Below are 13,721 nucleotides of genomic sequence, written 5' to 3' on the forward strand. Positions count from 1 at the left end.
TGACAAAAGGCCTAATGAATTTATTAGTTTATTACATGTCTCTTTTCATGTATAAATTTATAGAAAGTTTTATGTAGAAGTTATTTTATGAGCAAAATTATAGAAATCAGAGCACCAAAAACTCTTGGTGGTGAATCGGTTACGGAAGGTATAATAAAAATAAAGAAAAATATTGGCGAAGCAGTAAAAGTAGATGACTTGATCTTTGAAATTGAGACTGACAAAACGGCACTAGAACTAACCGCAGAAGCTTCAGGACAAATAACCGAATTTCTTGTGAAAGAAGATGATGTAATCAGCCCTGATCAATTATTGGCAAAACTTGCTGTAGGAGGAATGAAAGAAGAAAATAAGGGCGAAAGCGCTGCTAAAAAAGATGCCCCTTCAGCTCGTAAAATTATGGAAGAAAATGCAATCAGTGCAGAAAGTGTAAAAGGAACTGGCATGGGAGGCAGAGTAACCAAAGCAGATGTGATAGACCATATGAGTAAGGCTGAACAACCTGCGGTAAAACAATATGAATCGCCAAAAAGCGTAGCAAATGGAGAGAGAAGAGAAGAACGAGTGAAAATGAGCAAAATAAGGCAAGTCATTGCTGCTCGTTTAAAAGCATCGCAAAATACTGCTGCAATACTGACCACGTTCAATGAAATTGACATGAAAAACGTCATGGATCTGAGGGCAAAGTATAAAGAAACTTTTGAAAAGAAATATGGAATAAAACTGGGTTTCATGTCGTTTTTTATAAAGGCAGCAGTGCAAGCACTAAAAGAAATTCGTGAGATTAACGCTGAAATTTCAGGTGATGAAATCATATATAAAAATTACTATGACATAGGTGTTGCTGTTGGCACTGATAAAGGTCTTGTTGTACCGGTTATTCGCAATGCTGATCAAATGTCATTTGCTGAAATTGAACTAACTTTAGTTGCCCTTGGCAAAAAAGCACGAGAAGGTAAGCTGCAAGTATCGGAAATGGAAGGTGCAACATTTACTATCTCAAACGGTGGTGTATACGGTTCACTTCTTTCTACTCCAATAATCAACCCTCCCCAATCTGGAATACTTGGCATGCACTCAATACAAAATAGACCAGTTGCTGTAGGTAGCTCAATTGAAATCAGACCAATGATGTACATTGCTCTCTCTTACGACCACAGAATAGTTGACGGTAAAGGGGCAGTTACTTTCCTTGTGAAAATCAAAAATTACATAGAAGATCCAAATAGATTGATTTTAGAAATTTAAGCAGGTTAAAAGCGACAAGAAGTTTTCAAGATGGGTGTTACAGCTGTACAAACATTTGCAAAGGTAACTTATACAAAAAATGGTCAGTGCTTACTGTACGGACATTGTGATCTATGCCTAAAAAATTCGACTAGCCCCTTTGGTGTTATCTAAAGTAGCTGACACTGGAATTCCAGCTTCTATAACCCCAGTTGAGGATTAGAAGTCAGTGAAAAAGCCGGGAAAATAGGGTAAACTCCGGAAACATATTATCAAAAAATAGAGAGGTTACCCATGAATAAAAATGTAACAGAATTATTTTGCTTTGTAGACGATTTTTGCAAGGCTATAAACAAAAATTTCGCAGAAAAACTCCTGCCAAACAGTAAAAAACCTACCAGAACGCCAGGGATTACGCATTCTGAAATTCTTACTATAATTTTACTTTATCAACAATCTAGATGTGAGGACTTTAAATCTTTCTATACATATTATTTGAAAGCACTACATGGATCTGAGTTTCAAAATTTGCCAACATATAGTAGATTTATTAGGCTAAAAGGTATTTAGTGCTCTTGTTAAAGTGGCTTTGTGAGCAGTCAAAAATGACCGGAATTTCGTACATAGATGCAACTTCTATCGCTGTTTGCCATCCAAAAAGAATCTCAAGAAACAAAGTTTTCAAAGGATTGGCAAAGCTTGGAAAGACTACATATGGCTGGTTTTTGGGTTTTAAATTGCATATGGTAATTAATGAAAAAGGTGAAATTCAAGGAGTTACAATGACTAAAGGTAACGTTGACGACAGAAAACCAGTACCAAAATTAACTGAAAAACTGACTGGTCTTTTGTTTGGTGATAAGGGCTATATAAAGAAAGAGCTCTTTGCAAAACTCTTCGATAGAGGAATAAAACTCGTTACCAAAGTAAAAAAAGGTATGAAAAATACATTAATGCTTCTTGAAGAAAAGATTTTTTTAAGAAAAAGGTCGATTATTGAAACAGTTTTTGGTTACCTCAAAAACAGACTTGATCTTGAGCATTCAAGACACAGGTCTCCAATAAATTTCTTGGTGCACATCTTTTCCACATTAGTTTCATATTCTATGAAGCCTAAAAAGCCCTCTATTTCTACATTTTACTGTATTGATTAATCCGCAACTGGGGTTTCATAAAGTAATTTCTCAACACTTGAATGATTTCTCTCTCTGGCAAGGTCGATTGGCTTTTTACCATCCTTATCTTCAGCATACACATCAGCCCCCTTATCAATTAGAAGTTTTGCAACTCTCGATTCATTTTCTTTTGCAGCCCAATGTAATGCTGTCATACCATAATTATTTTTTACTTCAGTACTTGCACCATGATCTAATAATACCTCTGCTGCATTTACCCTCCCACTTTCAGCAGCCCACATCAATGGCGTATCACCTTCTGTATCCTTAGCGTCAATATACTGGCTCTGCGTTTCTTTGATTTTATTTAAAACTAATTTTATTATTTCTTCTTTATTACTACTAACTGCTGCATGTAATAATGTATGATGATTATTTCTTGCCAGTACATCAGCTCCTTCATTAAGACATCTTTGCACTCTATCAAGATTGCCTTGCTCTACAGCATCGAATAATTTTCTATCAATTCCTCTCATAAACCCTCCAAAGTTGCTACTAAATTATGTAAAATACATTATCTATAGCATAGATATTTTTGGCATATAACAAGTTTTTTCTCATAAAAAACTAACCGTTACAGCTATATGCAATTATTTTAGAAAGAAGTTTCTTTTTGGTTTCAAAGATTTTGTCTGTTCAGGACTCTTAAGATAAATTGCTACTAATTTAGCAGCATACAATGTTAAAAACTTAAGTAATATGTCCATTTCTAGCCTTCAAAACCAAGAGATGTGAGAAGAGTTTGTCTTGGGATGCGTTGGTCTACCGCCATTCTGTTAAATGAAGGTACAGATACCTTATTACTTATTCTTCTTCATTTTATTGCATACACCAGTACCTATTGTCAACTAACTTCTGTGAATCACTATTTTCCAATTGATTATTAACTTTTTCCTCTAACTTATTACAAATGTCACCTTGCATTCTATGATCAAGATCTTCAAATTGCATTGATATGTCTGATATGTTACCTTGAAGCAGTTGTATATTAGGCGTATTTTCCTGAGATGTTGCACTTGTATTTTCTAATCTCCTTTTCTTAGACTTATCTAAATGTATAGTTGTCTTCTGTCGTTTTCTATGTGATTGCACTTTTAAGTCCGAAGAACAAGGGCCTGAGGACATAATTGATTGCGCTTTTTGGCCATGAGTAGCAATACAATAAAGCAAAAGATCTTTGCATTCTAGATTCATAGTAGCCCCTTGCTCTAAAAGGTATTCAATAATATCTAAGCGACCAGCGATAACAGCGTATTCTAGAGGACTAACACCATTTCTATCCTGTAGATTTACATTAGCTCCTTTTTCTACAAAGTATTTAACAATATTTAGGTGACCAGCAATAACAGCATAGTGCAGAACCCCCCTACCACGCTTATCTTGTAGATTTATGCAAGCTCCTCGCTCTAAAAGGCTAGGAATAATATTTAAGAGACTACTGAATTTTAGATTCATATTAGCCCATTTATCTGTAAGGTATTCAATAATATCTGAGCTAGCAGTGACAACATAGTGTAAAAAGCTTATACTGTTTCTACAATATAGATTTACACTATCTTCATATAAAGTATTACCAACAGCAAAATCAATTACTTTGGATTGTGGAAGAAATGATTTTTTCTCTATTTCCTTTTCTAAACATTTTTTTCTTTCACTTTCAGTAGACATTTTTTGTGTAGTACCAAGATGATTTAACCCTATTCTTCTCTCCTGTAACTCTTGCATGTTTTTAAGTTCTTGTGATGCCCCTTTTTTTCCAAGATAGGCATACCCAACAGATAATTGTATAAGATTTTTATAAAAACCTATATGATTGCTTTCATACAACTCACCTGAGCTAATCAAGTTGTTGAACTCCGTTAACACTTCATCTAATAGATTTCTTTTATCTTTCATACTTATCATTTTTTCAATAAAAGGACTTCTAAGTATGAAAGGACTTTGCTTTTGGTATTTTAGAATATCAAATAAACATTCTTGTAAAATCGATGAATTCAATTTATGTAAGTTGATATGTGGCGATGTTGTTGTAAGATAGAAGTATTTTTCATCTTGAATGCTATAAAGTTTTCCTAAGGTCCGGGTGTATTTGAGGTATGAAAAATACAATAAGTCATGGTTTTTAAAAAAATCTTGATAGAAATTATCTTTTCCCGTAGAATTAAATTCTACTTTAAAATGTTCAACGTAGTACAATACTGTAAATGCACATAGATACTCTTCCTTCATTACAAATACTCTAGCCAAATCAATTGATAGAGTTGCCAATCTACTTGATAAGTTATCACTGACAGAAAGTAGAGAAGCACAACTTCGTAAATAATCTAATGCACAATCATACTTCTCCTCTATGGTGTAAGTAATAACTATAAAATGATCTAGAAGCATTTGCTCAAAATAACCCCTGTAGCTGCTTTTTCTGAGTTCAAAAAGCTCTTTTAACCCTGAACAATCTTCTAATGCAACTAACGCAAGGGCACGTAAATATCTAATTTTTAAAGAATTTTCCGTTGAAGATTCAATAATCGGCAATATTCTTGTTGAAAGCCTGACAACTTCCTTATACTCGCCCTCTAAATGTAAACGTGTGATAGATCTAATCACAAAAGGCTCTTCTTCTTTAAAAGTGTTATAGTTTCCAAGGTAATCGACTAAGGCTATAAGATGCAAAGTATCAGTTTTTTCCAACAAATTGCTAAATTCATCTTCAAATATTTCCACAGCAGTTAGCAGTATATCCTCCTTTTGATCTTCAGCGATTTGCGAACGTATGGCTTCTTTTATCGATTCATGTATAACATACATTTTTTTCTGCCTATCATTTCTATATCAAGCAGAGAATAATTTTCCATCAATTTGAAAGTAGACTCTAGTTCAACCAAAACTAAAAACATATCAGGGTCAATGTAGCTATTACCCAAATGAGCCATAACTTTCAAACACCTAAAAGGTACTCCACCATTTTTCTTTTCCATTACCTCCATGGAAATGCCTGTTGTTACTAATAAAACCCTATCATATTTGTCCTGCTTATTATTTTTTGGAATTACCTGATCAAGATCTTCATATTTTATTAAATATTCATGAATTCCAAATGCTTCTTTTGAATTACTTAACTTACTATTTCTAATATAAGCTGCTGCTAGCTTTATAGCTAATGGAAAACCTTCAAGCCTTTTTACAAATACTTTTATTTGTTCGTCTTGTGATTTATCTACTATTCCTAAAATTCTTTTAGTAAGTTGTACAGCTTGATCTTCTTCAAAAGCATCCAAAGCGACTTCTACTACGCCTTTACAAGGCTGATCAGGAAAAGTGAATAAAAAATCAAAACCTACTCGATCCTCTACCTCTAGAACCTCTTCTATGTCTTCTCTTTTAGCATTATGACAAATAATTAGACATTTTTTACTTCCTATTAGTGATTTTTTTTCTTCCATATATATACCTAATTTCCTTTTGGTTAAAGAAGAAAAACGCCTCTCTATAGGTAACATGTTACTGTCTTCTATCTCATAGATATGGCTATAACTTTCTCTACTTTCCTCAGCACACTTTCTAGCCAGTTGAGTTTTGCCCATGCCATATTTACCAGTTATTACTACCACTGCTCCTTTTTCCTTTTGCAGTTCTTGACATATCCTTTTTACTTGCTCTTGCCTTCCTGTAAAGTCATCTACTGCGGGACACACATCTTTAAGCTTCTGTTTCTTCAATTTAGATTTAAATCTTTTTATAGAAAAGAAAGATTGATTAATTCCCTTTATACTAAGCTGAAATCCATCAGTTTTTTTTGTGTCATTATAATGTAATTCAAAGGATTTCTTATACTCTTGAAAAATTTCCTCAGTATGGCTTTTAAATATTTTTTCTAGCTTAGAATAATAAGCTAAATCTTGTAACTTTACTAGACTGTCTTTTACTAAAGACATATATTCAAGATTTTTTTCAGATTTTTTTAGCCGCTTTATGCTTGCTGCCGTATCTCGAGCACTAATGGGCTTTCTTTTTTCTGCTGTGATTAAAGATTCTTGACGACAGAGTAGGCTTGTTTTTCTTTTTCTATGAAGAAACTTAATTTCCTTAAATAAAGACTCTGCTTCTTTCTCAATGTGTGATCTAACCTGTTCGACAAGATTATTCCATTTTCCTCTACTTGGTATTTGAATCTCTTCATTAACAATAGAGAACACCTCTTCCACAGTGTTTACAAAGCTTTGTTGATCTAAAGTATATACGTAATCCTCAAATTCCGTACTTGTAGTTTTTACTTCATCATACACTTTTCTCAACTTCTCACATATAAAAAGACGACGATAACCATACTGACTAGATTTATCTCTTTTTTCATAATAGATAAGAGAGTCTTCTTTCCCCGTTACAATTCCAATATTTTCATACAGATCTATGATATTATAACTCCTCTTTCCATACTGTGCCACTTTACCATGTATTTTCTGTGAATATTTATCTAGAACAAGAGCTTCAACTATGCTTGCACCATCTACACTCCTATCATATTCTTTTTGAATATAATATTGAATTATCTTATCCACAATATCCTCTACTACACTTGAAACTTGATCAAAACCAATTTTCTCAAGTTGTGCTTCAAAGCTTTGAAAAATATCACACCCAGCATCTACTAACACTTTCCTAAAAATGAGCTTACAACTGTCAAACATTTCTATTAAATCTGATAGACAAGAAAAACTTCTGCTCCTATATGCTCTCTCACCACCTATTGTCCTTACACCTCTACATACTGAAAATCCAAAGATGCTTCGTACGAAATCTTTGTTAATTACTTCTTGTGGAAGCACTTCTTTTTTCCTTCTTATCATCTCTCCAAATGTAGAATATATAATAAGCTTCATTTCAAATGATTGTACAAAGCTCTGAACAAACTTTACTAAATCTGAATATTCTGTTTGGTAAAATTGACAGTGATTCCTATTTTTATAAAACAAGCGTATTTCATTATTATGACATTCTCTTTGTTTACCATAAGTTTCGGATGAATTTTCCTTATATACTGTTATTGCAGTTTCTAATAGCTGGGACATTGCTTTTATCTCATATGTACCACCCCAAGCTTTAGGACTCCTCATACATTCTAAATATGCTTCAAATTGAAATTTACGAACCTTTTTAGGGTTATGTATCTTCTCAAGCTCAATACAAATGTCATCTACTGCATTACTATTGAAGTGGCTAGGCTGGAGTTTACTAGACTCGATTCCATACTGCTGCTTAACTTCAATTTCAGAGCCAAAATCAGAAAGAAATTTTTCTTTAAAGCTACCATTTGTTATATAACCTTCATTTTTACTCTCAAAAAAGTCTATCATACTAATCTCGTCTTTCAATTCCTCTTGAAACGAACGCATTTTTTCAACAACTCTTTCACGAAATATTTTCTCTACTAACCACCTTAGCATATCATTTTGGCAAATATGTACATCACCTTGGATTAGCCTTTGGATTGTTTGTACATCATGGCCGTCTCCAAATAATTGGTAAAATCTCTTGCAGAATTTATTATTGTCAAATTTTACAGGAGTTAAATAAGCTAAAGCAACAGACCAAAATAGGCAACTACCATCTCCTGGGACATCAATTCTTTTATACGAAACAAGTGGTTGCAGTATCTTAGCAATACCCTTCCTGTTATTACTTCTAGCGATGTCTATGGAAGTCTTACCCTCCATGTTTAAAATATTAGCGTTAGCTCTTTTTCTCAATAGAGACCTGATAATTTCTAACTCGTCATTACGAACAGCAATATGTAACAGTGTATCACCACGTTGATTAACCCGAAAATTAACATCCAAGGTTGGATGTGCTCTAAAAAAAACTTTTAGCTTTTTAAGCTTTTCCATTTCTAAAAGACTACAGTCCTCTATAGTATTAATAAATTCTTCATATATTTGCTCCAAGGACAGTTCTTTCAACATACTCTGAACTTGAGTTAGGTCAGAATAAGGTAATGTTTTCTGAACTTCCTTTCTGAGTATTGGCTCAAAATGAGAATATCCTCCATTTATTATATGTATAGTATCTTTTTCATTATAATCTGTACTTACAAATTTGGATCCTAATCCATCAATAAGAGACCCTGACCATCCATATATGGGAAGATCTTCAATAACATGCAGCTTAACATTATATTCATTACAAATCATTCTTCCCTCAATTTCAGGCCTACCCCATATAGGAATCTGCAACGTATTTCCATACTTTAAACCAGTTAATGATGAAAACACGTCCTTATTATCCCTCTGCATTTTTTCTATATCTTCAATACTGTATTCTATATAAATCAAATAAGTTTTCCATAATTCATCATTATCAATACCAGGCTCTGGAAGTATTACTTTAGAATCTCCACGGTTTCTAGCATCTGCTATAATCTTTTTTTTCATTTCTTGACTACTTAAAGCTTGCTTCCTACAAACTTCCCTCAAAGACTTCACAGTAAAGTTCATTTCAGGTTTTAATTGCTTAAGTCCTTGTGCAACTGCGTGAAAGAAACAATCCCCTCCTCCAATTGCTTCCCCTATTGTAAAACCTTCTGGCAGCTTTAATATTTGCTGACTACTAGATGGCAGTGTGTCTTCTTTTTGCATTCTTATTAACCTAGATTGATTATCTGTTACTTGTTCCTTTGTATTTTCTTTACTTAACATAAAGCCCCCTATATTTTAATATTCATATTTGAATTGTTTGGTCGTAAACCTCTTTTCTGAAGATCGGTTTTGACATCTAATTCATTTGATTCTTATGCAGCTGTACCAAACCAATTTGCTGTAGAAGTCTTACGGTAACCCTAAGTAACTTTGATTGCTGAGTAACAGTGTGCCTTTCTTTTGATTTCTTACTAGACTAGGTATATTCTTAAAAAAGCCAGGATTGCTTTCTGAATGATGTACATAATACAATTCATCTAACGCCCCATGTATTCATTATATTGAATTACCTTATAGCTAAAAAGATCTAGCAGAGCAAGAACTTTTTAGCATTTTATTTTAGTTTGTATTTTTAAAACTAAAGCCAGTGCTTGCAGATACACTTCTTTTTTTTACTGCAATGCACTAACTGCTCTTTTCTATTTTTAAATAAATTAATATCCACTTAATCTCACACTTCATTAAAAACTTAAATGATACAGCCATTTCCTGTACCCAAAACCAGCAAGCGTGAGAGCTTTTTATTTTGGAATCGTATGATCTACCACGTGTACCGTGCGAACTTTTATTTATAATAATTTTATTATACGCTAAAACCAGCTATATTAGCCTGATTGAGCCACACTTACATATGAACTGGTTTGCCTAACTTCGTTGCAAAGGTTGCAAGCTTCTATTTTTACAATCCTATTTTTACGCAACTTGTTCTCAAAAATATACGACCTTTTTTGAAAAAGTAAACATTCAAGATTTTTATGACGCTAATTTTTAGTATGTTTCTGCGGATATTAATAATTTTATATAAAATATAAAAAAAATACATAACTCTTGATTTTCTCATAAAAATGATTAATAATTAAATTATACCATTTGAATAAAAAAGTTATGACTTTAACATTAGAACAGTGGAAAGAAATACTAGATGCAGTAATCCCAAACAGCGGTAATATATTTGAACAAATAAAAAGAAAAGTAGAGGAACGAGATAAAGATATATATCAAAGGTGGCAAAAAACAAACTTTGATCTAAATCATCTGTTTGATGTATTACCGAATATATCTTCTTACAAATTGACGTTATTACATATAGCAGTTCTTAATGGCCGCTTAGATATAGTTAAAGCTCTGTTAGAAAATGGAGCTGATGTTAAGGTAAAAAACAGTAATGGCGATACTCCATTACACAGTGCTGCTAATGGTGGTTATTTAGAGATAGTTAATGTTCTATTAGAAATAGGAGCTGATGTTAATGCAAAAAACAATCCTGGCAATACTCCCTTACATAAAGCTGTTTTTAGTGGTCATTTAGAGATAATTAAATACCTTATAGAAAATGGAGCTGATGTTAATGCAAAAAACAATCCTGGCAATACTCCCTTACATAAAGCTGTTTTTAGTGGTCATTTAGAGGTAGTTAAATACCTTATAGAAAATAGAGCTGATGTTAATTTAGGAAGAGGTTATTATGGCGAAACTACTTTACACGAGGCTGCTATCAATGGTAATTTAAAGATAGTTAACGCTCTATTGGAAAAAGGAGCTAATCCTAATGCAAAAGACTATAGTGGCAACAATACCTTGTACTCCGCCGTTCTCAATAATCATTTAAAGATAGTTGAAGTCCTATTAGAAAATACAGCTAGTCCTAATGCAAAAAATGATCGGGGCTATACTGCCTTACATCGTGCTGCGTTCAGTAGTGAATTAAGGATAGTTGAAGCTCTATTAAAAAATGGAGCTGATGTTAACAAAAAAAATGATGATGGCCGTACTCCCTTATACTGGGCTATTATCAGGGGTCGTTTAAATATAGTTAAAGCTCTATTAAAAAATGGAGCTGATGTTAACGAAAAAAACTATGATGGCCATACTCCTTTATATTTGGCTCTTAATACTCAACAATATGATGACAAGTTAGTAGATTTTTTAATAGCGCAGGAGGTTAAGATAAAAGGTTATAATGCAGAAAAGCCAGAATATCTACCCAGAGAAAAACATTGTTATTGGGATAAATGTTGTTCAGAAATTGGTAGAATAAAAGCAAAAATTATTGATGGTACTACCACACTTTATGTTATTTTAACATGCAAGGATAATGAATTAACATGTTATGCACGAAAGGGAGTTTTGCAAAGAGCATTAGAAAATAGTAACTATAGAAATGAATTTCCTATATATTATAATTACTTAAAAGATCAATGTGATAAAGGAATAGAAAGACTAGTTTTATCTAATGAAATTAAGGACGTCTTTCAGGGGCGTCAAAAACTTTTTTTAAGGAAGGATGAAGAAAAGCCTGATATTATAACAAAACTACCGACAGAACTACCTGAGGCAGTAGACACACATCTAGAAAATGCGAGTATGAATAATTTAAAAAAAGCATTAGAGATAAATATATAACATCGTCGATAAGTTCCTAGTCTAGCTAGTAAATAATAGACTAAGTGTCAAGTTAAAGCGAGTAGGAAGGAGAAATTCTTCCTTTCTTTGCTGTGTGATTCATGTATATTATGACAACTGATTTCTCACATCAAGTCTTGTTTAATACACTTTACATTTTAATAATAGTGATATGAAAATAGACAGCAGTTCACAATTCCGTTAACCTAGCATACTTTACTAAATAGCTACTTGTAAAGGTGTAGTAGAAAACTCAAAAATGTATTGTAAGCTATATTCTCAACGCAGAGAAATGGCAGGAGGGTTGAGAAATATTGAGTTAATAATTTATAGATTCTTCTGAAGAAATTATTTTTCTTTCTCGGTGTTTATTATCTTTTGAGTATAGTTTTCTGTGCTAGATCCAGAAAAGGTTGTCTGCTTCACACTTTCTACTTTTTCGAGTTTTGTGTTTGATTGAATTGACTTTTATAATGTCACAGAATTTCCTTTATCAGACCAACTACATGATTTAGCAGAAGAAGGGCTATCAGGAACATTAGGTTTTTATGCAATAATTTTGAAGCTCTGAGGTTGGTTCACATGTAAGTTAAAATTATCACTATCTTCGTTATATAATTAAGCTTTTAACACTGATTTCCCTCAATTTTTGAAACGCTAACTATAGATTAGATTTTGGTAAGTTATTGAAAATCTTGACTTTTTGAATTATGCTTAATCAAACTTAAAGCAGTTCATTGCATATCTATACGGTTAAGCTATTGAAATTCTTGAATTTCACTAAATTGATTGAGCATTTTAAGATGCCTACTGCCTAAATTTAGGTGCCCATTAGCTTTTTTATTGCAGGTGTTTGAATTTATAAACCATTGATATTCTTGCTCTTTTTTATCTCTAATCCATAGTTAGCATTTGAAGTATTGGTTTTTTGGCCACATACTCTTTCTGTTGCCTTTGTAAATTAAGACCATAAAATTTCTCTAATTGCTCACTCCACAGCATCGGTATTTCTCTCAAATCAACTAATTTCAAACCCCTTGGCTGCCTCCCATTTATTATATCTTCTTTAATCTTTGGAGCTAAATAATTTAACCTTAAAATTTGCTGTATACGTCTTGTACCTATATTAATTTTGGCACTTAGCTCTTTCACACTTTCGTATTTTCCCTCTTCTAGTTGCCGTTTCCAAGAATGGACTCTTACCACTGCTTTCAGTAGCGCATTGTTTGTTTTACCTTCTGGTTCTACTACCGTGCATTTATTTCCTTTCTTCTTTATTGGTATAAATTTTTCCTCTGATTCAGAACTCACTTCTATTCCATCCTCTCTCACCATTACTTTCTTTATTAACTTTTTCACTACTTCTTTCTGCTTTCCAAAACTTAAATTTTTCCATTTTTCTTCGGTCTTTTCTTTCCCATTTTCATATAGCTGCTCTGTCTTCATTATCACTTCTTTTTCTACTTCTCCTGCTACTATTGTTCGATTTATTGATTCACAATTTTTTCCTCTTAAGTGGTTATTACATATGTAGTATCGATACCTTTTGTTCTCTTTTTTTGAGTACGTTAGCGTCATGTTTACATCACAGCTTTTGCACTTAATTATTCCCTTTAGTAGCGCCTCTTCATATCTTGCTTTTCTATATGGTTGATTCTTTATCAATTCCTGTGCTTTTTGCCATTTTTCCTCTTTTATTATTGCTTCATGCTTTCCTTCATACTCTTTCTCATAATGCCGTATTTTTCCCATATATATTGGATTTGTTATTATTCTCCTCACCGTGGCCTTTTTAAAGATATCAGATCTTATTCGGTACCCTTCTCTGTTTAACTCCCTTGCCAATTCTGCCATTGACTTCAGCTCTACATACCTTTCAAATATATGTTTCACCGTCTTTGCTTCTTTCTCATTTATTATTAATTCTGTATCTTTTACATCATATCCAAGCGGCAAAGTTCCCCCCATCCACAATCCCTGCTCCTTTGATGTTGCTATTTTGTTTTTTACTCTCTCCACTATCATTTCTCTTTCTAGTTGTGCTGCTCCTGATAACACCGTTTGTACGAACTTTCCCATTGGCGTATTATTATCAAATATCTGCGTTACTGCTACAAAATTTACTCGATGTCTTCTAAAAAAAGCCAGCCTTTTTATTATTCTTGGGTATATGATGCTATGAGAAAGAAGTACAAATACATGTTACTAAAATTTTGGCCGTATTAGG

General features: G+C 32.9%; 5 protein-coding genes and 2 pseudogenes. 3 read left to right on the forward strand and 4 right to left on the reverse strand.

Features of this window, described 5'->3' with window-relative positions:
• The first annotated feature begins 87 nt into the window (after window positions 1-87).
• Both odhB and HGO49_RS00380 read left to right on the forward strand, forming a co-directional pair.
• The gene (gene odhB / locus HGO49_RS00375; protein WP_017531647.1) at window positions 88-1,248 is read left to right on the forward strand and encodes a 2-oxoglutarate dehydrogenase complex dihydrolipoyllysine-residue succinyltransferase; all 1,161 of its coding nucleotides are present in this window, start codon (window positions 88-90) and stop codon (window positions 1,246-1,248) included.
• A 273-nt stretch (window positions 1,249-1,521) separates the two neighbouring features.
• Window positions 1,522-2,381: pseudogene (locus tag HGO49_RS00380) on the forward strand (IS982 family transposase).
• On the opposite strand, the gene HGO49_RS00385 reads toward HGO49_RS00380, so the two are convergent.
• The 3 genes from HGO49_RS00385 to HGO49_RS00390 form a co-directional block, all read right to left on the reverse strand.
• Window positions 2,378-2,878 (reverse strand): ankyrin repeat domain-containing protein, encoded by a 501-nt coding sequence (locus HGO49_RS00385; RefSeq protein WP_172758496.1) that lies wholly within the window; start codon window positions 2,876-2,878, stop codon window positions 2,378-2,380. The pseudogene HGO49_RS00380 and the gene HGO49_RS00385 sit on opposite strands and share 4 nt — an antisense overlap.
• Before the next feature lie 343 nt (window positions 2,879-3,221).
• Window positions 3,222-5,207: an ankyrin repeat domain-containing protein gene (locus tag HGO49_RS07155; protein ID WP_237398565.1), complete on the reverse strand. Its 1,986-nt coding sequence runs from the start codon at window positions 5,205-5,207 to the stop codon at window positions 3,222-3,224.
• The gene (locus HGO49_RS00390) at window positions 5,183-9,091 is read right to left on the reverse strand and encodes an ankyrin repeat domain-containing protein (protein WP_237398566.1); all 3,909 of its coding nucleotides are present in this window, start codon (window positions 9,089-9,091) and stop codon (window positions 5,183-5,185) included. The genes HGO49_RS07155 and HGO49_RS00390 overlap by 25 nt, the downstream gene beginning before the upstream one ends.
• An 885-nt stretch (window positions 9,092-9,976) precedes the next feature.
• Between HGO49_RS00390 and HGO49_RS00395 the strand changes: the two genes are divergently transcribed.
• Window positions 9,977-11,494 carry an ankyrin repeat domain-containing protein gene (locus HGO49_RS00395; RefSeq protein ID WP_172758495.1) on the forward strand — a complete coding sequence of 506 codons (1,518 nt, stop codon included), beginning with the start codon at window positions 9,977-9,979 and terminating at the stop codon, window positions 11,492-11,494.
• A gap of 894 nt (window positions 11,495-12,388) precedes the next feature.
• Here the strand turns inward: HGO49_RS00395 and HGO49_RS00400 are convergent.
• Window positions 12,389-13,651 (reverse strand): annotated as a pseudogene (locus HGO49_RS00400) (recombinase family protein); the annotation flags it as partial.
• Between the last annotated feature and the right edge of the window lie 70 nt (window positions 13,652-13,721).

The organism is Wolbachia endosymbiont of Diaphorina citri (assembly GCF_013096535.2).
In the GTDB taxonomy this organism is placed as follows: domain Bacteria; phylum Pseudomonadota; class Alphaproteobacteria; order Rickettsiales; family Anaplasmataceae; genus Wolbachia.